We start from the raw sequence: 22396 nt of genomic DNA on the forward strand, positions 1-22396 counted from the left end.
TCTTAATAGCCGATCATGAGTGCCCCAAGCATGAACAGACATCCGAAGAATGTCCAGATCAGGAATAACGGCATCATGAATTTTAACCATTTTACATACGGGATCTTCGAAACGACGAGATACCCCATCAGCGCGGAGGATGTCGGAAGAACAGAGTTTGAAAATCCGTCTCCCAGCTGGAACGCAAGGACGGCTGTCTGTCTCGTGATACCGATCAGATCCGCAACCGGTACCATAAGCGGCATGGTAACCGCGGCCTGTCCGGTACCGGAGGTGATCACACAGTTGACAAGTGACTGTGCAAGGAACATTCCGATGGCTTTTAAGGACTGCGGAAGAATGTTTACGATACTTGCGATCGCATGGACAATGGTGTCAAGGATCATCGCGTCAGATAATGCAAGCTCAACACCGCGGGCAATACCGACGATCAGAGCTCCCACAACGATTCCCTTCGCTCCGTTTCCGAACGTAGCGGCGATCTTGTTTGGGCTATAGCGGTTCACGATACCGCAGAGCACACCCATCGCGATGAAGATCGCAGACATCTCCTCAAAATACCAGCCGAGCTTACTGAGTCCATAGATCAGGACCGCAAAGCCGGCTACGATCACTGCCAGAGTCAGACCATGGGTCAGGTTCAGCACTTCTTCTGTATCATCGAAAGTAAATTCCTGGTCCTCAGGCTCTCCGTAAATGATACTCTTTGTCGGGTCCGCTTTCACGCGCTTTGCGTACCAGGTAATGTAGACCGTATCGATCACCAGAAGAACTCCGAGAATAAAAATGCGGTATCCCATACCGGAAAACATCGGGATCTCCGCAATATCCTGAGCAACACCGACATTGAAGGGATTCAGGATTCCGGCTGTAAATCCGGATGCGGCGCCCATAGCGATCATTGCGGTACCTGTCACTTTGTCAAGTCCCAGAGATGCCGCAAGGGCAATTCCGATCGGCACAAAGATCATGACCTCGGCAGACATTCCCATCGTTGTTCCAAAAACAGAAAATAACAGCAGAAATGCAGGGATCACAAAATACTCGCGGCCGCGGAAGGCTTTCGCCATCTTCTTACAGAGAACTGTGAGGATCCCTGTGGATGTGATGATCTCAAAGGAGCCGCCGATAATAAGGATAAACGTAACTGTGCTTGCCGCCTTTACGATTGCCCTGTAGATCAGTGCCGGAACGGTTAAAAAGCTTACCGGATGAGATTCGACATAATGGAAGCTCCCCGCTTCCACGAGGGTTCTGTTTGTCGCCTCATCCGTATACCGGGTATACTCTCCGGCAGGCACAACATAAGTGGCTGCGACTGCCAGAAGGATCAGCACTACAAGGATCACAAATGTGTGCGGCGCCTGAAAAGGCTTTTTTTCTTTTAATGGTTTCATACTTCCAATCCTTCCTTGATTTGTTTTCTTTCTTAGACTATAATCAAGATATAAAATTAAATCAAGTTTAATATTTTTATTGTTTTATTTAATATTGTTTATTTTTATGCGAAATTGCAAATATTTATTCAGGGAAAGGACCAGCGAAAGGCCATGGATATGCGGGAACAGCTCTATATGCTTGAAATTGAAAAACACAGGGGAATTAAGGATGCGGCTCAGGCCCTGCACATCTCTCCGCCTGCACTCAGCATATTTTTAGGAAATCTTGAAGAACGCACCGGGACAAAATTTTTTGACCGGATCGGGAAACAGTTTGTCCCAACCGAGGCCGGAAAGATTTATTTGGAACATGCAAAAGAAATGATAAAAATAGAAGCCCATTATGAAAATGAGCTTCAAAAATACATGGGTGGCTCTTCGGGAACGATCCGTTTCGGAATCCATCCCAGAAGAACACTTTACCTTCTTGCGAAGGCGCTGCCTGTTTTTTCCGCCCGCTATCCGGACGTGAAGCTGATCCCATGCGAGGAATCTACTGAGCAGATGATCCGGCATCTGCTTGCCGGAGAGCTTGATTTTGCCATCGTAAACGAATCCTCCAGCCATCCGCTGCTGGAATACCGTCCTCTCTATGAGGACTATATGGTCGCTGTTGTCTCCGCCGGGCACCCACTGTGCACCGGCGCGGCAAAGAAAAGCCGGAAAGATCCATGTCCGAGGATCGATCTCAAACAATTTAACGGGGAACGTTTTATCCTGCAAAAGCCGGAGCAGTCCTCCAGACACTACACAGACCTTGCCATTGCTTATGATCACGCCGAACCGGGACAGGTCTTTCTCCTTGAAAATCTTGAATCTGCCTGTCAGCTCGCAGCAGAAGGCTATGGCATCGCTTTCAACTTCTACCAGTACATGAAAAATTTCCACTATCCAAAGCCTGTCCGCTGCTTCCGGATCGGTAATCCAGATGACACCACCAGCTACTCCATCGTTACGCTGAAAGGGAAACAGACACTTCCGGCGATGAAGGAGCTGATCCGGCTGCTGCGGGAGTCCGCGTAAGGGCTACTGATTGTTCATAAGCATAAAGAGTGGATAGTGCCCCGTTCTACTACGGCAGGCAAAATGCCCAACACATAGCGGCTGCATCTATCCACTCATATTATAAGTATACGCAAAATAGCGGAGAATTGCAATGGGGGTATGGATTTTTTGATTCACGTGAAAATTTCAAAAGTAAATTCCGTTTACTATCATTCGCACATTCGTGTCTTTTTGTGTACCAGGGAATTTTTCGGCATTTCCCGATATACAAAACAGGCAGCCGACCCATCCCTGAATCAACTGCCTATTCCCATTCATCAAATATACAATTTTTAAATTTTCTTCTTCTCTTCCTTCTCCAAAATCTTCGCCTCTTCCATCATCTCTTCTGCCTCTTCCTCTGTCTCCTCCGGAGTCTCATCTTCTATCGGAAGTTCACCGATGCTGATAAAGATCCGCGCGACAGCAAGGGGAATAAAGCCTACGCAGGCACCGAGTGCGTTGCCGAAGGCAGCTACACCGGTGACACCGAGGAGGGCACCGAGAAAGAACATAAGTACCGTGTTGCTGTAGAGCACGGCTTTTCTCTTAAATTCTTTATCTTTTGTCAACGCATACTGCGTCCAGCCGAGGACGGATTGTTTGAAGTTGTTTGTGATGAAAACCGTCGCGCTGTTGAAACCATCTGCGCCGGAATATACCCCCCACTGGAATGCTGAGCAAAAAAAGATCGGGTAAACACCCGCAATCGGCGAGAACCAATCCGGCAGCAGGGCCGTAAGTCCGAGACCGGCCGCATCCACCCAGATCGCCAGCTTCCGCATATGTAAGTTTGTATAGTTTGTCAGCATATAGGAGGCGATCACACCGCAGGCGAAGATCACCATCGCCAGCAGACGGAGTCCCAATTCCTCCCATTCCATAAATCGGACGTTCGAAGCCATCTCCATCAGGTTTCCTGTCTGTGCAGAGCCGAAGACTCCGGCATGGGAAAGGATTGCATAACCGCCGAGGAAACCGCCCACAAAGGAAATATTCCAATGCAGGATCGCGTCCAGACGTCTTTGAATCGTTTTTATCATAATCTGTACCGCCTTTCTGCGCATGATTATATCGTGACTTCGTCACTCACTAATTTCGCCGTTCGCCATAACCGTGCAAGCACGCTTCTGACTCACTTTCGCTCATTATATCATGAATAATCTGCCCCTTCAACATAAAGCCATGTTCTAAATTACATTCATACATCCAAAAAGAAAAGCGGGAAGCGACATCCAGCGCCTCCCGCATTTTCTAAACAGCCATATCCTGATCCGGATTTTATGCCTGCTTCTCAACCTTCGTAAACTTTTCTGCGATCTTAAGAAGCAGCTCCACTGTCTTCTCCATGGACTGAATGCAGATGAACTCATACTTTCCATGATAGTTATGTCCGCCGGTACAGAGGTTCGGACATGGAAGTCCCATGTAGGAAAGTCTGGATCCGTCAGTACCGCCACGGACCGGATTTACGACCGGTGTCTCGACGCCGAGCTCCTTAAATGCCTCCGCCGCGATATCCATCAAATACATATGCGGGCGGATCTTCTCTGCCATGTTGTAGTAGGTGTCTGCGATCTCCACCTGAACAGTTCCCTCACCGTACTTCTCGTTTAAGAACGCACCGATCTTCTTTCCGAGTGCTTTCCGTTCCTCAAACCGCGCCATATCATGGTCACGGACAATATAGTGAAGAGTCGTGTTCTCGACATTTCCGCCGATGTTGTTCAGATGGAAGAATCCCTCATATTTTTCCGTATACTGCGGCTTTTCGTTCTCCGGCAGCATTGACTGGAATTCCAGACCGATCAGGATCGAGTTTTTCATCTTGTTCTTCGCGCTGCCCGGATGAATGTTGCTTCCATGGATCGTGACTTTCATGGATGCCGCGTTGAAGGTCTCATACTCCATCTCGCCCCAGGCGCCGCCGTCAACGGTGTAAGCCACATCTGCGCCCCAGCCGGGAACATCAAAGAAGTCAACACCGTGTCCGACTTCCTCGTCCGGTGTGAAAGCGATCTTGATGGTTCCGTGCGGGATCTCCGGATGTGTCAGAAGTGTCTCTGCCATGGTCATGATCTCGGCAATTCCCGCCTTGTCATCTGCACCTAACAGTGTCGTTCCGTCGGTGGTGATCAGATCCTGTCCCACATAGTTTTTTAAGAATGGGAACATCTTTGTTGTCATCTTCACTCCGAGCGCCTTATTTAAAGTGATATCCTTTCCGTCGTAGTGTTTGACGAGCTGCGGGCGGACATTCTCATCCGGACAATCCGGTGAAGTGTCCATATGCGCGAGGAAGCCGACGGTCTGGCAGTTATAATCCCCGTTTGCCGGAATCGTTCCGTACACGTAGCCGTGCTCACTCATGGAGACGTCCTTCACCCCGATATTCTTTAACTGTTCGGACAGAAGCTTCGCCAGCGCGAACTGTTTTTCCGTACTCGGAACTGTCCCCGCATCCTCTGCGGACTGCGTATCGAATGCTACATACTTGAGGAAATAATCAACTACTTTTGACATAACCCTTCTCCTTTACCGTATCATTATTTATCAGACATCCACGATCTTTTTTACTGACCGCGGTTATGTCCCGCAGCAGCCTGCTTCGTCCGGATCGTTCCGGATCCACAGCATCACTGCTTCACAGGAATTTTCCGCTGTTGCGGTTTTATCCTGGCCGTTCCTTAATAGTTTCCCCTAAGGATCTTCGCAAGCTCTGAATTTTCATCCAGAATGATCGTCTTATTATCTCCCTTGAGACTCGCCTTTAACGCGTCCAGACTGCGGATATAATTATAGTAATCAGCCTTTCCCTCGTCATTGTACGCGCCGGAAAGGATCCTCATATACTCCGCCTCTCCTTCCGCCCGGATCTTCTCCGCCTGGGCCTGCGCCTCGGAGATGATGATGGAGACCTCTTTATCCGTACTGTTCTTGATGACATTGGACTGGTACTCACCGTCTGCGATATATCCGGCAGCGATATTCTGCCGTTCGGAGATCATACGCTGGTAAACAGCCTCCTTGTTGGAATCCGGGAGGTCTAAAAGCTTCGTCTCCACCTTTTTTACCTTGATTCCGTAGCTGTCCAGAGAAGAACCGATCTTTTCTGTGATCATCTCTGCCAGCTTTCCGTCACGGCCGGAGATCACATCTGCCTGATCCGTGGAGGAAATGACATTTTTTACAGCATTATATACAACGACGGAAATTCGGCTTTCCGCATTTGCTTTGTTCGCTCCGAGTCTGGAAAGGTATGCCAGCGGATCTGTAACACTCCACAATGCAAAGGAATCCGTTACCATCACCTTTTTATCCCTTGTATTAACCTCACTCGGAATAAGGTCATAGATCATCTCATAATTAGGAATCGACTGTGTTGTCTGAAGAAACGGGATCTTAAAGCTGAGACCCGGCGTCTCGACCACCCGGACCACTTTTCCGAACTGGAGAATGAGCTTATACTCGTCATTGTATGTGCTCACCATACTTCCCTGAAGCAGAACAACGATCAGAAGAAGAACAACGATTCCTATGATTCTTTTTCCTGTCTTTTTCATTTAGTTCCCTCCTCCCGTCTGTGCTGCGCTGCCGGAAACTGCCTCTGAAAATGGTTCTAACGGCAGCAGCGTCTGTGTGCCGTTTCCGCCGGTGATGATGACCTTGAGATCCGGAAGAACTTCCTCCATAGTCTCATAGAACATACGCTTTTTTGTGATCAGCGGGTACTTCACATACTCCGCGTATGTGTCCTCAAAACGCGCCACCTGTCCGTTTGCCTCGTTGATCCGCTGTTCCTTGTATGCCTCGGCATCCTGCAAAAGCTTATCGGCCTTTGCCTTCGCCTCCGGAATGTTCTCAGACTGATATTTCTTTGCGGAGTTGATCGCCGTCTCCATGCCCTGTTTCGCATCCTCAACCGCCTTGAACGCATTCGCCACATCATCTCTCGGCATTTCCGTATCCTGAATCGACACGTTGTAGATTCCATATCCGATATTTTCCTCGACAAGACGGTTTGTGAGCTGCTCTTTGATCCGCTCCTGAATCTGAGTCTTTCCGGTAGTGATCACATCATCAACATTATAAACGCCGACGGTATCGCGGATATAGCTCTGAGCCAGGTTCTTGATGATAGACTCGTACACACTTCTGTGGCGCACCGCCTGAACCGGATCTGTGACCATGTATTCCACATAGAAATCCACGTTTGTCAGATTGAAATCCTTTGTGATCATCAGGCTCTCGTTCTCGATAGATACCGGATTGTCTATGGAGGCGCCGTCCGCCCGGGCCGGGTCCGTCGTGTAGCCGATCTGCATACCCGTGATGGCTTTGGAAACCTTAGTCACGCGCTGGATCACCGGAATTTTAAAGTGAAGACCTGATGCCTCCTCCACTGCCGGTTTTCCGAACGTGGTGACCACCGCCATCTCCTCCTCGGAAAGAGTATAGAAGCTGTCGAAGGAAAGCACTGCCGCCGCGAGGACGATCACAACCGCAGTCACCGCAAGACCTGTGTGCTTCGGGACCCGGATCCCCGGCCCCTTCTTCTTCTTCTCCTTCTTCCCGGAACCTTCCTCCGGCTGTTCGTACACCACGCGCTCTGCCTTATTTTCTTTCCGCTTCTTTGCACCCGCAAAGAGTTCGTCCAGTGTCCCGTTCTTTTTTAACGCCCGGAACACGAACGCCGCGATCACAACGAGCCATATGACCATCTCAATCATTCGCTGTCTCCTCCTTTTTCTTCCTTCCGGTCAAGATCCTGCTGGATCCCTTCCAGGTAATGGACATACATGTCCCGGTGGCTCCGGATCCTGTACGCTTCCGGCACCACCTCATCATAGGTAAAGCTTTTTCTTCCGCCCTCTTCCATCCGTACCCAGAAACGGTTCACCACATCAAAAGGAACATAATAGATCTCGTTCTCCGCTGTGAAGGAGAGGATAATGAAAGCAATTCCGCCCTGGGCTTCAAATTCCTTCATGAATGCGATCTGGTGCGGGTGGATATTCTGGAGTGGGAACGTCCGCACTGCGCATTCCTTCGCGTCAAAGCAGACCGGAATCCCCTGAACCGCACCGATATAGTCGACCGTACTTTTCATATCGAAGTACGCCAGCGTGATATGACGGCTCTTTTTGTCGATCTCGATGGGCGTGATCGGGGTCGGGATCTTCTGGATCAGAGCCAGCTTCTTTTCCCGGTAGCTGTCATTGGTCCGGTTGAGCAGATCTTCCAGCGTGGAGCCACGAAGGCCCCTGGTTTTCCATGTTCCCATAGTTGTTCCTTATCATCAATGCAAATATTTTTGAGTGATTTACATAAGTTTTTTATGTCAACCAGCTGTTTGTCACATGTCTGTCCGGTGCTGCCAGATTTTATGGCGACCTGATCCCTGTCTCTTTCAGTACCGAACCAAAATATCCCGGCAGCGGCGCCTCAAACACCCGCCCGGATAGATAGACAAACGGTTCCGCAAGTTTCGGAAACTCCAGACGGTAAGAATGTAAGAGCTGATACTTCACGGTCCGCCCTGATGGGTTGACTTTCGAAACTCCGCCGTACTTGAAATCCCCTACGATCGGATGCCCAAGAGACGCTAAATGGGCGCGGATCTGATGGGAACGTCCTGTCAGAAGTGTCACTTTAAGCAGCGTAAACCTTCCATCCGTTGCGATCGGCTCATATTTTGTCCGGATCCGTTTCGGCTCCTCGTCTCCGCCTCTTCCTCCAAAGCGCTTTGCCTCCGCCTCCGTGAGGATCCGCACCTGATTCTTCTTCTCATCCTTTAAAAGCCAGCCGTCCACCGTCTTCACATCCCGGATCTCGCCGGATACAAGACACTGATAATACTTGTGGATCGAGCGGTCTTTAAACACGCCGGAAAGCATCTGAAGACCCGCCAGAGATTTTCCTGCTGCCACGATACCGCTGGTATTCCGGTCCAGACGGTTGCAGACCGACGGGCGGAACGCGCGCAGCCCGCTCTCCGTGAGCTTGCCGCTCCCCAAAAGATAATCGATCAGATACTCCACCAGAGACTCATCGGTCTCCTTAGCCTTCTGCGACAGCATACCCGCCGGTTTGTTGACCAGAATGATCTCGTCATCCTCATAGAGAATATCGAGATCTACTTTCTTTACCTCCTGCACCTGAACACTGGAAAATTTTTCAATGGTGTCCTCCGCAAGAAACAGCTTCACGACATCGCCTTCGGCGAGTTTTTCATTTCCCTCACACTTTTTCCCGTTCAGCGTGATGTTCTTCTTGCGCATCATCTTATAGAAAAAGCTCTTCGACGCCTCATTCATGTACTTCGCGAGAAATTTATCCAGTCGCTGTCCCGCCTCGTTCTTTTCAATCACGATCTCTCTCATCTTTTATTCCCCTACATGGAAAGACTCTTTAATAACTTTAAAACATGTGGAGCGCTTCCGTCATCCTCTTCCTCTGTAACGGTCTTAAGCTCAGAAAGCCGCCGGAGAAACTTTTTCTCCTCGTTCATGACCTTCGCGTTTCCGTCCAGCTTCCAGCCCACCAGCATCTCGTTTAAGAATTTTTCCGCCTTCCTCCTGTCCACGTTTTTGTTCGGACAGTAGAGGTAGACCCCGGTCGGATGGACCACCGCAGCGTCCACCGGCATGATCAGGTCATTCGATGTAATGATCAGATCGTATAAGATCGGAAATTCCTCCTCGTATGGAACACACGCGTCGTGAAATTCCGCCGGGACCTCCGGGATCCTCGCTGCAACCACCAGAGGGGATGCGAGGTTTGCCATCGGCAGCACCGTGAGGATCGCACTGATCGTGACAAGATTTTTATAGATCTGCGCCGTGATAAAGTTTCTTAAAATAAGCTGCGCAACGATCGCCAGAATAAACAGTACCACAAAGAAAAGCTGACGTTTCTTATGGGCGGTACGGTAACGGTAAGTTCCTTTTTCCAGTCGTAATTTCAAGTTTTTCCCTCTTTTCTGCTATACTTTGTAAATTTTCAGTGCTCTGTCCCGCAGCCGGAGGTTACCAGTTGATAAACCCCATCAGAATCTCATGCGGAACGATCCGGCAGATAACATAGAATGCTTTCATCCACGGGCCATATACCGAGATCCGTTTGCCCTTCATACTGTCCAGGAGAGCTTTTTTCACTACTCTTTTCGGATCTGCCATCGTGAGTTTCTTGATAGGTGCTAGCTTTCCCCCATTGAGAGCGATCCCGAAAAACTCCGTCTCAACAGGTCCCGGACAAACCGCTGTCACATAGATCTCCCTCTTTTTTAACTCGGCAGCCAACGCCCGGCTGTAGCTCAGCACAAAGGACTTTGACGCGGCGTAGACCGCGAATCCCGGCTGCGGCATAAACGCTGCCGCGGAGGCAAACTGGATGATCCGGCTGTTCCCTGAGATATACGGAAGTACCATCTCCGTCACCGCCACCAGAGCCTCATCGTTTAACCGCACCATTCCGGTGGAAAGACCGTGCGGGATCGTTCCCGCGGCACCTGTCTTTCCGTATCCCGCGCCATTTACGAGGATCTTCACATTCGGCTGTTCCTGCTTTAAAAGTCCGGAAAGCCTGCGGAGGTCTTCCTCGCCTGAAAGATCGAACGGCAGGATCCGCAAGGATACAGGAACCTTTCCAACGAGCTCCTCCAGGCGGTCCTTTCGTCTGGCGATGACCCAGATCTCCTCCAGTGCCGCAAAGTGATCCGCAAGGAGATACACCATCTCCCTTCCCATTCCCGACGACGCGCCGGTCACGATCGCAATCTTTTTTCCACTCATGAAATCTGCCTTTCTAAAAATATGGTCGAGCTGTATCAATGCTCATCTTTTTACAGATCCGCGCAGGATAACGCCGTTATTTCTTTCGTCCTCCCTGCTTCGGCTTCGGTCTTCTCCCACCGGTCTGTCCGGCCATTCCCTTTGCCCTGCCGGATAAGACCTGGCGGCTTTTTCCTTCCGTTTTCCCGTTCCCGGTCTTTTTTCCGGTCCTCGTTCCGACTTTTTTTCTATCTGCGATGTCCTTCGTTATCTTCCTTGGCTTGATCAGGCATTTCTGGTCAAATCCGATGAGATCCTCTCTTCCGGCCTTGATCAGTGCCTCTTTTACAAGATCATAGTTGTCCGGATTCCGGTACTGGATCAGGGCACGCTGCATCGCCTTCTCATGCGGATTCGTCGGCACATAGACCGGTTCCATCGTCCGCGGGTCCAGCCCTGTATAGTACATACATGTAGAGATCGTCGACGGTGTCGGGTAAAAATCCTGTACCTGCTCCGGCATGTATCCAAGATCCCTTAAGTGTTCCGCAAGCTCCACCGCCTCTTTCAAGGTGGAACCCGGGTGGGAGGACATCAGGTATGGAACGAGATACTGCTTTAATCCCAGCTTCTCATTCATCTTTTTATATTCCTGAGCAAACTTCTCATAGACGGAATTCTCCGGCTTTCCGAGAAGTCTGAGCACCTGATCCGAGACATGCTCCGGGGCGACCTTCAGCTGTCCGCTGACATGGTACATGCAGAGTTCTCTTAAGAAATCCTTTTTCTTGTCCGCGAGAACATAGTCGAAACGGATGCCGGAACGGATAAACACCTTTTTCACTTTCGGCAGCGCCCGGAGTTTTCTTAAGAGGGCGATATAATCCGTATGGTCCGCGATCAGGTTTTCGCACGGCTTCGGGAAGAGGCACTGTTTTCCAGGACATGCTCCGTATTTCAGCTGTTTTTTGCAGGCCGGAAAGCGGAAGTTCGCCGTCGGGCCGCCCACATCGTGGATGTATCCCTTAAAATCAGGTTCCTTTGTCAGGTATTTCGCCTCATCGATAATCGATTCGTGGCTTCGTACCTGAATAATACGCCCCTGATGGAACGTCAGCGCACAGAAGCTGCAGCCGCCGAAGCAGCCACGGTTGCTGATCAGGCTGAATTTCACCTCCGAGAACGCCGGGATCCCTCCTGCCGCATCGTAGGACGGATGCCACCGCCTCATATAAGGAAGTGCGTAGACATCATCCATCTCCTGAACAGAAAGCGGTTTTGCCGGTGGGTTCTGGACAACATAAAGGTTGTCCCGGTACTGCTCCACAAGACGTTTTCCCGAAAAGGCATCCGTATTTTTATACTGGATATTGAAGCTTTCCGCATAACGTCTCTTATCTGTTTTGATCTCATCATAGGACGGCAGGGTAACCGCATCGTATACGGAATCCAGACTGTCTGTCTTATAGACAGTTCCGTCGATAAATGTGATATCCTTCACATCAAGACCGGAGTTCAGCGCGTCCGCGATCTCAACGATAGACTTCTCGCCCATTCCGTAAGAGATCAGGTCTGCCTGGGAATCCACGAGGATCGAGTGCTTCACCTTGTTCGACCAGTAATCATAGTGGGCCAGGCGCCGTAAGCTCGCCTCGATCCCGCCGATCACGATGGGGATATCCTTATAAACGGAACGGATCAGGTTGCAGTAAACCACCGCCGCGTAATCCGGCCGCTTTCCCATAACACCGCCCGGCGTGTAGGAATCCTTATCGCGGCGTCTTTTTGAGACGGAATAATGGTTTACCATGGAGTCCATATTTCCGGCGCTCACGAGGAAGCCGAGACGCGGTCTTCCGAGAACCTGGATGCTCTCTTTGTCCTTCCAGTCCGGCTGGGCGATGATCCCGACCTTGTATCCGTAGGATTCCAGCACACGGCTGATAATTGCTGAACCGAAGGACGGATGGTCCACATAGGCGTCTCCACATACATAGACGAAATCACACTGGTCCCAGCCTCTTTTTTCCATATCTGCCCGGCATACCGGGAGAAAATCATGTATCATATGTTATGTCCTTATTCATTTTATTGTTGAACCGGCAAATGAGCCAATCTTATAAAAACTACAGTAATTCTCTGTAATCGGAGATCACCGCGTCCGCAAGCTCTCTCTTCTCATCCATCAGATCTGCCGAAAAATCATCCTCCACGGCGATCACCGGCATCCCCGCCGCTTTGCCTGCCATGATCCCCGCCGGGATATCCTCAAACACGAGGCAGTTCTCCGGCTGCACACCAAGACGCTTTGCGACTTCGAGGTAGATATCCGGCTCCGGCTTTCCGTGAGCCACCTCACAGGCTGTCACCACCGCATCAAAGTACTCTTTCACATTCAAAGATGTCAGGACCGCATCTACGATCTCGCTTCCGTTGCTGGTCCCGATCCCTGTGCGGATCCCGTTCTCCTTACAGTATTTTAAAAATTCCAGCACACCCGGCTTCAAGGGCACTTCATGACGGTACTTGTCGATCGACATCCGGGTCCAGACCGCCTTGATCTCCTCAAGACTTAACGGGAGATCAAACCGCTCCTTAAAATATACCGCCGTCTCCGAAAAGCTCATTCCCTCGATCGCTCTCTGGATATCATCCGGGCATTCATAGCCGTAAGCTCCCAAAAATTCGATATCGATCGCCTCCCACATCCACATGGAATCCACCAGGGTCCCATCCAGATCAAAAAGCATCGCCTTTTTATTTTCCAAAAAATTCTTTATCATAAGTTTTCCAACAACTCCCGTTCTTTATCCGTCAGTTTCCGGTATTCCCCGGTCTTTAAAGCATCATCGAGCTTCAGCGGCCCCATAGACAGGCGTTTTAAGTGAAGCACCGGACAGCCGGTCTCCTCCATCATGCGCTTAACCTGATGGAATTTCCCCTCGTGAAGCGTGAGTCGTACAAGACTCTCCGCAGCCGTTCCCATCTCCGGATCTTCCGGTTTCCGCTCTAAAATTTCAAGTTCCGCAGGCATGCAGGAAAGTCCGTCTGCGAGCGTCATTCCTTCCCGGAACCTCTGCACTGCCTCGTCCGGGACAAGTCCCTCACATCTCGCCTCGTACACCTTGTCCACATGATGTCCCGGCGCGAGGAGTCGGTGGGCCAGCGCCCCGTCGTTTGTAATGAGAAGCAGGCCTTCCGTATCGATATCCAGGCGTCCCACCGGGAACAGGTCTTTTCTGCTCTTTTCGTCAATCAGATCCACAACCGTCTCCCTGCGGCGGTCCTCCGTCGCGGAGATCACACCCTGGGGTTTATTTAAAAGGTAATATTCCAGTTCCACATACTCCACCGGTGCATTGTCAAGACAGATCGTGTCTTCGCCTTTCTTTATCTTCGTCTCAGGCTTTTTTACGATCACACCGTTCACCGTGATCCGTCCTCTCCTGATCATCTCCTTGAGCTCCGTCCTCGTGCCTTTTCCCATGTCAGCCAGATATTTATCCAACCGGATTGCTTTTTCCAAGTATTTCTCTCCTTCCGAATCCCGTGCTTTTCTGGTCCAGTCCGTATTCATTCTATTGGGAAATGCAGAATTCCCGGAAAATATGGACTTTTAAATAAAAAAGCACACTATCTTTATCATATCAAAATTCCGGTGAAAGTACAATGAAAATAATAGAAAGAGTTTATCTGGTGTTACAGTTCAGCCATGCGCTGGTTTGAATGAGAAAGTGTGTTGCAAGCTTGCTTGCATAAGCACTTTTTCATCCAAATCAGCATATGGTGGAACCACCAGGCTTCTTGTTTTCATGAATATGAAAACAAGAAGATGTAATGGCTGAACTGTAACTATCTGGTGGCGCCCGGTAAACCTGATCAAAATATCCTTATTAGGAGTATTTATGACAAAGACATCGATCCTGGCTCTTTTCTCCCTGCTTTTTATGATCTTTCATGCGGACCTTGTGACAAAAGGTGCAGCTGCAGGACTTCTTTTGTGGTATTCTGCAGTGGTACCGGCGCTGTTTCCATTTATGGTTCTGTCATCCGTCCTCTCTGCCTCCGGTGGGATCTCCCGGCTCATGCAGCCGTTTACGGTGGTTTTCCGTTTCTGCGGGCTGTCTGCAGACGGATGGTATGTCCTCCTCACAGGGCTCCTCTGCGGCTGTCCTATGGGGGCAAAAACGTGTGCGGACTTTCTCGCGGAAGGGCGGCTCAGCTCCAGCGAGGCAAAGTTTCTCTTCGCCCTCTGTAATCACCCGAGTCCGATGTTTCTCGCAGGTTTCGTCTATCCCATGTTTGCCGCTCAATTACCGCTTTTGTGCTTTGTCTTTGCCATTTACATGCCGCTCCTGCTGCTCGCTATCCCGGCACACTTCATTTATCGAGCGCCTTTTAATCCTGAATCCATCCAGGAAAATTTCGGTATTCTCCAACAACGTCCAACGCTGGATTTCACCAGTGCGCTTTTTTCAAAACCCACACGATCCGATAAATCGTCCAGTTCTGTACTTTCCCTGGATGCCGCTATCCTGAACTCCGCAGAGATTCTTGTAAAGATCGGCGGCTATCTGGTCTTTTATTCCATTTTGATTCTTGTGATCCGGAATAATCCTGAGATTCCAGCCCCAGTCCGCCTGTTTTTCTCTGGTACACTGGAGATCACGACAGGGATCCGTGCAGTCAGCGCTTCCCTTACATACCCATATTCTGCAATTGCAGCTGCTGCTGTCTTCTCCTTCGGCGGCTTTTCCGCCATGTCGCAGACAAATGCAGTGATCCGGATACACCGATCCTCATCGGGATCCGCCGGCAGGACGATCTCCTGCGGCGGCCGGCAGAATTCTGTGCACGAAAAAACTGCCGGACTCTCCATCCGGCAGTATCTTCTCTGGAAAATTGCCCACGCCTCCCTGACAGCTGCCGTCATGGCAGTCCTCACCGGTGTTCTGCGTTTTTCCATATTTTAAATTCGTTTTGTTTCCATCAGCGATTCTGTACAGACTGACTGCATTAAGCGTTCTTACCCTCGGTCTCCGGCGCAGCGTCTTCCTCTTTCTCTGTGATGATTCCGGAGGAAAGTTCCTTTCTGTTGGAGGAAACGATATCGTAGCTGGACTTCATGGAGTTCATGAACGCATCGAAACGACCCTGGGCGCCTTCCATTGTGTGGTTCATAATTGTCTGAAGGCTCTTTAACATATCATCTGTGTACTGGATAGATCCCTGACGGACATTGTTCGCGTCAGCGACTGCTTTGTCAACGATGGCCTGAGCCTGGGCCTGAGCCTGCTCGATGATCTCATTTGCCTGAGCGTAAGCTCTCTGCATGATCTCGTGCTCGTTTACAAGCTCGTTTGTCTGGGCAGTCGCCTCTGCGAGCATTGCGTCTGCCTTGCTGTGGGCATCAGAGAGGATCGCATCCTGGTTGCTGATGATCTTCTGATACTGCTTGATCTCATCCGGGATTCTTAAGCGAAGCTCCACTAAAAGCTCGTCCAGCTCCTCTTTATTTACGATGATCTTTGTTGTAGATAACGGCTGAAATTTACAGCTGTCGATATATTCCTCAATTTCATTGATTAACTGTTCAATTCTGCTCATGTCGTTTCCTTTTCCTTTCCCTTACACCTGACTGCCTTGTCTCTCACGCAGTCTCTTATGTACTTCATCCGCCACATAAGGTGTTACAAAATTCGAAATATCCCCGCCGTAAGCCGCAACTTCCTTTACGGTACTGGAACTTAAGTACGCGTACTCAAGGCTCGTGGTCAGAAATACTGTGTCTATGCTGGTATCCATCACGCGGTTTAACTGGGCGATCTGGAGTTCATATTCGAAGTCAGTGATCGCGCGGAGTCCACGGACAACGGCGTTGGCGTTGCATTCCTTCGCAAAGTCAACGGTAAGTCCCGCAAAGCTCTTTACCTCCACGTTCGGAATGTCTTTTGTGACCTCTTCTAACATCTTAACACGTTCTTCCACAGAAAACAATGGCGTTTTCGCGCGATTATTGAGAACGCCGATGATCAGATGATCGAATAATTTTGATGCCCTCTTGATAACATCGATATGTCCCAGTGTGACCGGGTCAAAACTTCCCGGATAGATTGCTGTCTTCATGATTTTTGTCTATGCCGCAGGCTGCTGCGGTTTATCTCCCCATTTTATGTGTTTTTTCTGGCTTTGTTCTGGTAATTTCCAGCCTGTGATCTGTCATTCGTACTGGTCGCTTCATTACACTTCCTTAACTTTAAGGAAAACATGTTTATTCGTCTTATATTCTTTGATCTTCACGATCTCATACCCGAGTGCACCAGCCCAGGAAAAATCCACGTCAAGAGCTTCCTCAGCGATGATCAGCGTCTCTTCGTCCGCGAGACAGGTGTCCTTTAATGCCTCAAGGACTTTTTTCGGAAGATCCATCCGGTACGGTGGATCCATAAAGATAAAGTCAAACGACTTTCCATCCCGGTCAAGTCTCCGAACTGCCTCTGTCACATCCGCAGACATAACCCTGGCCTTTTCTTCCAGGTGGGTTGTCTTTAAATTCTCCCGGATGCAGGAAATCTGTCCGTCACCCTTATCGACAAAGACCGCTTCCTTCGCCCCGCGGCTTAATGCCTCGATTCCAATCGCGCCGCTTCCCGCGAAAAGATCCAGGAATCTTGCCCCGTAAAGGTCATTCTGAAGCATATTGAACAGGGTCTCTTTTATCCGGTCCGTGGTGGGTCTTGTCTCCATTCCATCCACCGTCTTTAAAAGCAGCCGTCTCGCGCTGCCTGCAATCACTCTCATATTTCAACCTCTGAATATTGCAATTATTCGTAACTGTTCAGCAGGTCTGCGCACTTGCTGCGCTGACCGTAAGAAAGCATACCCATTATAATCGCATTCTTTCTATTATACAAGTATTTTTTGCTGTAACATACTCAGTCACTGTCTGCGCAAGGCGTGAACCGTGACACGGAAAAAGCCCTCACAGGGCAGATGGAACTGATGAGGTCCCGTCTTTCCTGCGAAGGCTTTCCGGATGCTCAGGCTTTATTTACCTGCCATCTTCTTTTCCTGCTCTTCGATCATCTTCTTGACCATATAGCCGCCGACGCTGCCGTTCTGGTAAGAAGTCAGATTGCCGTTGTAGCCGTTTGTGAGCGGTACTCCGAGCTCATCTGCGATCTCCATTTTGAATTTGTCCATCGCTTCCTTTGCTTCCGGAACTACTACACGGTTAGAAGAACTGCTTGTGTTAGACATAAGATACGCCTCCTTTTAGTGTAATGCCTTTCCTGCTTTCGCATCGGGCATGTTTGATGGTACGTTCCTAGTATGATCGTCCTGAAAAATAATACACTGGAAGGTTTTGTGTGAAATGTCGTTTTCTTGCAATTCAACCACTTCGTGCTGTCTGTCGGCTCTGCCTGCAATTCAATATCAGCGGCTTCGAGACTTTTTATCTCTCTTTAAGTGCAAGAAACGCGCAGAGATTCCCTCGTTTCTCCCCCATCGCCCTGTGGGAAAACAGCTTATCCGGGTTGCACTTTGTGCAGATATCTGTGACGGAAATATTCTTTGACGGCACTCCGGCTTCCATCAGGATCCGGCGATTTGCCTCCCAGAGATCCAGCTGACGCTTCCCGATCACGCCGCTCTTAGACGGGAAGACAATGTGTTCACAATCCTCTTTCGAAAATGCATCACGAAAGTTGTCCGCCACATCTTCCCCAACCTCATAACAGTCGCTGCAGATACTCGGTCCCACGCAGCAGATCAGGTCTTCCGGGACAGTTCCGTATTCCTGCTTCATCGCATGTATCATCTTTTCCCCCATGCGGTTCACGGTTCCTCGCCAGCCGGAATGTGCGAGACCAATGGCATGGTGTTTCGGATCTACAAAATATAACGGGACACAGTCCGCAAAAAATGTCACAAGCGTCACGCCCGGCATGTTCGTCAGAAGTCCGTCGATATCCCGGTAGTCCCGGTCCTTCACAACGCCTTTTCCGAGATCATCCGCGGAGACGACTCGGATATTTGTCGTGTGGGTCTGCCAGGTTAAGACCATTTTTTCCCGGTCTACACCGAGAGCCGCCGCCATCCTGCTGTAATTCTCCAGCACATGTTCCCGGTTATCACCGCGGGTAAAGGAAAAATTCATGGTCGAATACCAGCCCTCGCTGACACCGCCCATTCTCGTGGAGAACGCGTGAGTAACGATTCCCGTGGCATCAAGTACCGGAAATGTCAGATATGTGACACCGCTCTTTGTCACTTCTCTCATATGATCCGCCGCATCTGTTTTTCTGATCCACTGATTCATAAATTTTCCCCTTTCCGAGATATCTCATGCAAAAAACATAAGACTATTTCATTAAAAAGCATTTCTGATATATGTGATCTCTTCCCCATCGATCCCCGCCGCATCAAACCGGCACGGAGTCTCCTCCGGAAGGTGATGGGAAAACAGATAATACACCGCCGCGTTCCGGATCCGCATGGTCTTTCTGTGATCGATAGCTTCCAGCGAAAAGCCAGCCGAACCGCTGGCACGGAATTTCACCTCGATAAACACGAAATATTTTCCGTCCTTCGCGATAATGTCAATCTCGCCCTGCTTGCAGCGGTAATTCCTCTCCAGGATCACAAATCCGCTCTGTTTTAAAAAGGCAGCGATCTTTTCCTCATAGATGCTGCCTTTTGCCCGATTGTTCTTTGTCACACTCATCCCCCGATTTACGACAATGCAGTCATACAGCTCATCTCCTGCAGCCGCATAAACATTTTTATTCTCTCTTTACACCTGATCCTCGAGCCTGCCAATTTATACGAATTTGGTAATAAACGTCCGTCTGTGGATCGGTGTCAGACCAAACTCCTTGAGCGCCGTGATATGCGCCGGAGTTCCGTATCCTTTATGCTTCGCGAAACCATACTCCGGATAATCTTTATCGTACTCCTCCATCATATGGTCCCTGGTCACCTTTGCGAGGATGCTGGCTGCCGCGATAGAAACGCTCTTCGCGTCGCCCTTGATGATCGGCACCTGGGGAATCGCAACGCCCGGGATCGTCACCGCGTCGTTTAAGAGGACCTGCGGCACCGGATCGAGCTTCGAGATGGCCTGTCGCATCGCCTCGTAGGTTGCCTGCAAGATGTTGATCTCATCGATCCGCTCCGGACCCACGATCCCCACCGACCAGGCGATGGCTTTCTCCTTGATCTCCAGGAATAGTTCCTCCCGTCGGCTCTCAGAGAGCTTCTTTGAGTCATTCAGATAAAGGATCCGGCAATCCTTCGGCAGAATCGCCGCGCCAGCTGCTACAGGGCCCGCAAGAGGTCCACGGCCTGCCTCATCGATTCCGCAGATGAACGCGCAATCCTCATACTGTCTTTCGAATTCCCGCATAAGAGAGAGACGTTCCAGTTCCTTCTCCAGTTTTTCTCCCGTCAGCACCCGTCTTGCCATATTCTGCCCAGCTCCTTATCTTCACATAATTTCTCTGCCTGTATGCACAGATTTTCTCCCTTTAATTTCATCAAAACAGTCATCATCTGAGTGTTTCCGGGAAATATCTGCATACCTCTGTATTTTCAGAGTTCTATACTATTCCGCTTCTTCTTTCTTTTCCGGCATCTCCAGCGTAATCCTTCCGAGCTTTCCGCCCCGGAATTCATCGAGCAGCAGTCTCGCTGCCTTCGTGAGATCATTCACTCCGCCTTTCGTCAGGCATGCACGGGCTGTCGCGATTTCATCGAGAAGCTCATACGGTTTCTTTCCGTCCTCCTCGATTCCATAACGCTCCTTTAAAAGTCCCGGAGTGATATTCCTAAGATAATCCGCAAGCTCTGATGCCAGCTCATCTTTTTCCAAGATCTCGTCGTTGATAGAACCCAGAAACGCCAGTAAAAGTCCCACTCTCTGGTCCTCAAATTTCGGCCATAAGATACCTGGGGTATCAAGAAGCTCCACCTGCTTATTTAAGCGGATCCACTGGTTTCCTTTTGTAACGCCAGGCTTATTTCCGGTCTTCGCAGCCGCCTTTCCGGCAAAGCTGTTGATAAAGGTGGATTTTCCTACATTTGGGATCCCCACCACCATGGCGCGTACCGGGCGGTTTAAGATTCCGCGTCTTCTGTCGCGCTCGATCTTCTCCTTGCATGCCTCCTGGATCAGGGCATTCAACTGCTTTAAGGTTGCCTTCGCCCTCGCGTCGATCTTCATGACCTGGAAGCCCTGACTCTCAAAGTAGGCGATCCACGCCGCGTTTGCCTTCTCGGAAGCGAGGTCTGCTTTGTTTAAAAGGATCACCCGGCCTTTTCCCGCCGCGAGACTGTCAATATCCGGATTACGGCTGGCTAACGGTGCTCGCGCGTCCACAAGCTCGATCACGAGGTCTACAAGCTTCACATCCTCTTTCATGGCGCGTTTTGCCTTTGTCATATGGCCTGGATACCACTGTATATTCATAGTAATTGTCTCCGTCCTTTCCTGCTACCGGACGAAACCAAGTCTGGAAAATGGCTGAAACCGCAGCCAGACGCGTCCGATGAGATTTTCCCGTTTTATATTTCCAATGCCGGAAAACCGGCTGTCTTCACTTGATTCCCGGTTGTCTCCCAGGAGAAAATATTCATCCTCCCCAAGCTCCACCGGATATTCGGCTGCCCCGGCGATCGTGGCCTCACCAAGACCGTCCTGCGCCTTTAAGAGTTCCCCATTGATATAGATGGACCCGTTTTTGATCTGGACCGTTTCCCCCGGAAGTCCGATGATCCGCTTGATTCCAGGCTGCTGCCCTTCCCGCTCAAACACAACGACATCAAGCCGGTTCGGTTTCCCGATATCGTAGGACAGGCGGTTCATCAATACCACATCTCCGGATTCCAGCACGGGCTTCATGGAACTTCCATTCATCTCAATCCTGCTTCCAAAACAAAACACAAGATAACACGCAAGGGCAACCATGACTGCGCAGTCGACCGCCCATTCCGTGAGCCAGTGAAGTCTGTTCGATTCCTTTTCCTCAAAAAATTCCATGGCGAGGCCCCCTCTCTGAAAGGCAATTGTTCCGTGACTAAGTCACTCCCACAATTGCCGCCAAAATTCGTAATCCGGGCTATCGCCCTGCTTACTTATATCGGCTTGGCTGTCAAATGTCTGCCCATCCTTGCGCGCAAGTACGCAGTCTGGTCATCCGCTTAACAACACTTTCATATAAAAAGAATGTGCCTTGGCACATTCTCGCGCCTCGCGCGGTCGCTTGCGACAATCTACATCTTCGCACGAGTGCGCATCCTTGGCACGTTAGTGCCTTTTAATGTAACAGGGAATTCCTCGGAATTTCCTGTTACATTAAAAACAAAGGGACAATTTTCATTGCCCCTTTGATCTACTGACTCTCTGTACAGTTATGAATTATTTTACTAATTCTTTAACCTTTGCTGCCTTACCTACTCTTGTTCTTAAGTAGTAAAGTTTTGCACGACGAACTTTACCTCTTCTAACAACCTCAACGTTCTCAACAGACGGGGAATGAAGCGGCCATGTCTTCTCAACGCCGATACCGTTGGAGTTCTTTCTTACTGTGAAAGTCTCTCTAACGCCGCCGTTCTGTCTCTTGATAACTGTACCCTCGAAAACCTGGATTCTCTCACGGTTTCCCTCTTTGATCTTAGCGGATACTCTTACAGTGTCACCTACGTTGAAGCTCGGTACAGACTCTTTTAACTGTGCAGCTTCGATGTTCTTGATAATGTCGTTCATTGATATGAACCTCCTTAAAGTATTCGATGTTCTTACCCGCATCATCTTTTCCTGCGGCAGCGGACCATCTCTTATGATTTAAGCCTCCGTATCGACAGGATTTCCCCGTCTTTCGGATACCACAGTTTTGTATTTTACCATACCGTCAGCCAAAATGCAAGCGGTTTTCTCAAAAATCGCACAATATTTGTTACAGTTCAGCCATGCGCTGGTTTGAATGAGAAAGTGTGTTGCAAGCTTGCTTGCATAAGCACTTTTTCATCCAAATCAGCATATGGTGGAACCACCAAGCTTCTTGTTTTCATGAATATGAAAACAAGAAGATGTAATGGCTGAACTGTAACCAATATTTGTGGAGCAAAAGTCTCATTTTT

Annotated in this window: 24 protein-coding genes; 2 read left to right on the forward strand and 22 right to left on the reverse strand. The window is 49.7% G+C overall.

The window, feature by feature from the left end:
* Positions 1–2: 2 nt before the first annotated feature.
* Positions 3–1397: an AbgT family transporter gene (locus DW826_RS05905; RefSeq protein ID WP_117552303.1), complete on the reverse strand. Its 1395-nt coding sequence runs from the start codon at positions 1395–1397 to the stop codon at positions 3–5.
* Positions 1398–1574: 177 nt separating this feature from the next.
* Between DW826_RS05905 and DW826_RS05910 the strand changes: the two genes are divergently transcribed.
* A complete protein-coding gene (locus tag DW826_RS05910; protein WP_181968001.1) occupies positions 1575–2462 on the forward strand; it encodes a LysR family transcriptional regulator in 888 nt (295 codons plus the stop codon).
* A 314-nt stretch (positions 2463–2776) separates the two neighbouring features.
* Here the strand turns inward: DW826_RS05910 and DW826_RS05915 are convergent, their stop codons facing one another.
* From DW826_RS05915 to DW826_RS05965, 11 genes are all read right to left on the reverse strand, one after another.
* Positions 2777–3526, reverse strand: coding sequence for a YoaK family protein (locus DW826_RS05915; protein ID WP_117552305.1), 750 nt, complete (start codon positions 3524–3526; stop codon positions 2777–2779).
* 238 nt (positions 3527–3764) lie between these two features.
* Positions 3765–5006, reverse strand: coding sequence for a peptidase T (gene pepT, locus DW826_RS05920; RefSeq protein WP_117483149.1), 1242 nt, complete (start codon positions 5004–5006; stop codon positions 3765–3767).
* A 164-nt stretch (positions 5007–5170) separates the two neighbouring features.
* Positions 5171–6046 carry a protease modulator HflC gene (locus DW826_RS05925; RefSeq protein WP_015554456.1) on the reverse strand — a complete coding sequence of 292 codons (876 nt, stop codon included), beginning with the start codon at positions 6044–6046 and terminating at the stop codon, positions 5171–5173.
* Positions 6047–7213 (reverse strand): FtsH protease activity modulator HflK, encoded by a 1167-nt coding sequence (gene hflK / locus DW826_RS05930; RefSeq protein ID WP_015554455.1) that lies wholly within the window; start codon positions 7211–7213, stop codon positions 6047–6049.
* Positions 7210–7767 carry a Holliday junction resolvase RecU gene (locus tag DW826_RS05935; RefSeq protein WP_117483150.1) on the reverse strand — a complete coding sequence of 186 codons (558 nt, stop codon included), beginning with the start codon at positions 7765–7767 and terminating at the stop codon, positions 7210–7212. The genes hflK and DW826_RS05935 overlap by 4 nt, the downstream gene beginning before the upstream one ends.
* Positions 7768–7867: 100 nt before the next feature.
* Positions 7868–8866, reverse strand: a complete 999-nt coding sequence (locus tag DW826_RS05940; protein WP_015554453.1) for an RluA family pseudouridine synthase — start codon at positions 8864–8866, stop codon at positions 7868–7870.
* Between the two features lie 11 nt (positions 8867–8877).
* Positions 8878–9450, reverse strand: coding sequence for an O-linked GlcNAc transferase-like protein (locus DW826_RS05945; protein WP_242994053.1), 573 nt, complete (start codon positions 9448–9450; stop codon positions 8878–8880).
* 61 nt (positions 9451–9511) lie between these two features.
* Positions 9512–10276, reverse strand: a complete 765-nt coding sequence (locus DW826_RS05950) for an SDR family NAD(P)-dependent oxidoreductase (protein WP_117483151.1) — start codon at positions 10274–10276, stop codon at positions 9512–9514.
* A gap of 76 nt (positions 10277–10352) precedes the next feature.
* Complete coding sequence (locus tag DW826_RS05955) at positions 10353–12323, reverse strand: YgiQ family radical SAM protein (protein WP_117483152.1); 1971 nt, start codon at positions 12321–12323, stop codon at positions 10353–10355.
* A gap of 58 nt (positions 12324–12381) precedes the next feature.
* On the reverse strand, positions 12382–13038 hold the full coding sequence (locus DW826_RS05960) for an HAD family phosphatase (RefSeq protein WP_117483153.1): 657 nt from the start codon (positions 13036–13038) through the stop codon (positions 12382–12384).
* Positions 13035–13781: a pseudouridine synthase gene (locus DW826_RS05965; RefSeq protein WP_347472288.1), complete on the reverse strand. Its 747-nt coding sequence runs from the start codon at positions 13779–13781 to the stop codon at positions 13035–13037. Before DW826_RS05965 ends, DW826_RS05960 begins: the two co-directional genes overlap by 4 nt.
* A gap of 379 nt (positions 13782–14160) precedes the next feature.
* Here DW826_RS05965 and DW826_RS05970 point away from each other — a divergent pair, with 379 nt between their 5' ends.
* On the forward strand, positions 14161–15228 hold the full coding sequence (locus tag DW826_RS05970; RefSeq protein WP_117483155.1) for a hypothetical protein: 1068 nt from the start codon (positions 14161–14163) through the stop codon (positions 15226–15228).
* A gap of 43 nt (positions 15229–15271) precedes the next feature.
* On the opposite strand, the gene DW826_RS05975 is transcribed toward DW826_RS05970, so the two are convergent.
* The 10 genes from DW826_RS05975 to rplS form a co-directional block, all read right to left on the reverse strand.
* Positions 15272–15862: a hypothetical protein gene (locus tag DW826_RS05975; RefSeq protein WP_015554447.1), complete on the reverse strand. Its 591-nt coding sequence runs from the start codon at positions 15860–15862 to the stop codon at positions 15272–15274.
* Positions 15863–15883: 21 nt separating this feature from the next.
* Positions 15884–16381 carry a pantetheine-phosphate adenylyltransferase gene (gene coaD, locus DW826_RS05980; protein ID WP_015554446.1) on the reverse strand — a complete coding sequence of 166 codons (498 nt, stop codon included), beginning with the start codon at positions 16379–16381 and terminating at the stop codon, positions 15884–15886.
* 114 nt (positions 16382–16495) lie between these two features.
* Positions 16496–17056 (reverse strand): 16S rRNA (guanine(966)-N(2))-methyltransferase RsmD, encoded by a 561-nt coding sequence (gene rsmD, locus DW826_RS05985; RefSeq protein WP_117483156.1) that lies wholly within the window; start codon positions 17054–17056, stop codon positions 16496–16498.
* A 246-nt stretch (positions 17057–17302) separates the two neighbouring features.
* On the reverse strand, positions 17303–17515 hold the full coding sequence (locus DW826_RS05990) for an alpha/beta-type small acid-soluble spore protein (RefSeq protein WP_117469559.1): 213 nt from the start codon (positions 17513–17515) through the stop codon (positions 17303–17305).
* Positions 17516–17711: 196 nt separating this feature from the next.
* Complete coding sequence (gene pgeF / locus DW826_RS05995) at positions 17712–18578, reverse strand: peptidoglycan editing factor PgeF (RefSeq protein WP_117471780.1); 867 nt, start codon at positions 18576–18578, stop codon at positions 17712–17714.
* 51 nt (positions 18579–18629) lie between these two features.
* Positions 18630–18977 carry a YraN family protein gene (locus DW826_RS06000; protein ID WP_347472289.1) on the reverse strand — a complete coding sequence of 116 codons (348 nt, stop codon included), beginning with the start codon at positions 18975–18977 and terminating at the stop codon, positions 18630–18632.
* Positions 18978–19079: 102 nt separating this feature from the next.
* The gene (locus tag DW826_RS06005; protein WP_117483158.1) at positions 19080–19724 is read right to left on the reverse strand and encodes a ribonuclease HII; all 645 of its coding nucleotides are present in this window, start codon (positions 19722–19724) and stop codon (positions 19080–19082) included.
* A 138-nt stretch (positions 19725–19862) separates the two neighbouring features.
* Positions 19863–20726 (reverse strand): ribosome biogenesis GTPase YlqF, encoded by an 864-nt coding sequence (gene ylqF, locus DW826_RS06010; protein WP_117513510.1) that lies wholly within the window; start codon positions 20724–20726, stop codon positions 19863–19865.
* A 24-nt stretch (positions 20727–20750) separates the two neighbouring features.
* Positions 20751–21296, reverse strand: coding sequence for a signal peptidase I (lepB, locus tag DW826_RS06015; protein ID WP_117513512.1), 546 nt, complete (start codon positions 21294–21296; stop codon positions 20751–20753).
* Positions 21297–21674: 378 nt separating this feature from the next.
* Positions 21675–22022: a 50S ribosomal protein L19 gene (gene rplS, locus DW826_RS06020; RefSeq protein ID WP_015554340.1), complete on the reverse strand. Its 348-nt coding sequence runs from the start codon at positions 22020–22022 to the stop codon at positions 21675–21677.
* Positions 22023–22396 lie beyond the last annotated feature (374 nt).

The organism is Clostridium sp. AM34-11AC, assembly GCF_003435375.1.
Taxonomy (GTDB): Bacteria; Bacillota; Clostridia; order Lachnospirales; family Lachnospiraceae; genus Pilosibacter; species Pilosibacter fragilis.

Bases quoted from the DNA above. Each gene is read 5' to 3' on its own strand.
- DW826_RS05905 (WP_117552303.1), bottom strand. From the start codon at position 1,397: ATGAAACCATTAAAAGAAAAAAAGCCTTTTCAGGCGCCGCACACATTT.
- DW826_RS05910 (WP_181968001.1), top strand. From the start codon at position 1,575: ATGCTTGAAATTGAAAAACACAGGGGAATTAAGGATGCGGCTCAGGCC.
- DW826_RS05915 (WP_117552305.1), bottom strand. From the start codon at position 3,526: ATGATAAAAACGATTCAAAGACGTCTGGACGCGATCCTGCATTGGAAT.
- pepT (WP_117483149.1), bottom strand. From the start codon at position 5,006: ATGTCAAAAGTAGTTGATTATTTCCTCAAGTATGTAGCATTCGATACG.
- DW826_RS05925 (WP_015554456.1), bottom strand. From the start codon at position 6,046: ATGAAAAAGACAGGAAAAAGAATCATAGGAATCGTTGTTCTTCTTCTG.
- hflK (WP_015554455.1), bottom strand. From the start codon at position 7,213: ATGATTGAGATGGTCATATGGCTCGTTGTGATCGCGGCGTTCGTGTTC.
- DW826_RS05935 (WP_117483150.1), bottom strand. From the start codon at position 7,767: ATGGGAACATGGAAAACCAGGGGCCTTCGTGGCTCCACGCTGGAAGAT.
- DW826_RS05940 (WP_015554453.1), bottom strand. From the start codon at position 8,866: ATGAGAGAGATCGTGATTGAAAAGAACGAGGCGGGACAGCGACTGGAT.
- DW826_RS05950 (WP_117483151.1), bottom strand. From the start codon at position 10,276: ATGAGTGGAAAAAAGATTGCGATCGTGACCGGCGCGTCGTCGGGAATG.
- DW826_RS05955 (WP_117483152.1), bottom strand. From the start codon at position 12,323: ATGATACATGATTTTCTCCCGGTATGCCGGGCAGATATGGAAAAAAGA.
- DW826_RS05960 (WP_117483153.1), bottom strand. From the start codon at position 13,038: ATGATAAAGAATTTTTTGGAAAATAAAAAGGCGATGCTTTTTGATCTG.
- DW826_RS05970 (WP_117483155.1), top strand. From the start codon at position 14,161: ATGACAAAGACATCGATCCTGGCTCTTTTCTCCCTGCTTTTTATGATC.
- DW826_RS05975 (WP_015554447.1), bottom strand. From the start codon at position 15,862: ATGAGCAGAATTGAACAGTTAATCAATGAAATTGAGGAATATATCGAC.
- coaD (WP_015554446.1), bottom strand. From the start codon at position 16,381: ATGAAGACAGCAATCTATCCGGGAAGTTTTGACCCGGTCACACTGGGA.
- rsmD (WP_117483156.1), bottom strand. From the start codon at position 17,056: ATGAGAGTGATTGCAGGCAGCGCGAGACGGCTGCTTTTAAAGACGGTG.
- DW826_RS05990 (WP_117469559.1), bottom strand. From the start codon at position 17,515: ATGTCTAACACAAGCAGTTCTTCTAACCGTGTAGTAGTTCCGGAAGCA.
- pgeF (WP_117471780.1), bottom strand. From the start codon at position 18,578: ATGAATCAGTGGATCAGAAAAACAGATGCGGCGGATCATATGAGAGAA.
- DW826_RS06005 (WP_117483158.1), bottom strand. From the start codon at position 19,724: ATGGCAAGACGGGTGCTGACGGGAGAAAAACTGGAGAAGGAACTGGAA.
- ylqF (WP_117513510.1), bottom strand. From the start codon at position 20,726: ATGAATATACAGTGGTATCCAGGCCATATGACAAAGGCAAAACGCGCC.
- lepB (WP_117513512.1), bottom strand. From the start codon at position 21,296: ATGGAATTTTTTGAGGAAAAGGAATCGAACAGACTTCACTGGCTCACG.
- rplS (WP_015554340.1), bottom strand. From the start codon at position 22,022: ATGAACGACATTATCAAGAACATCGAAGCTGCACAGTTAAAAGAGTCT.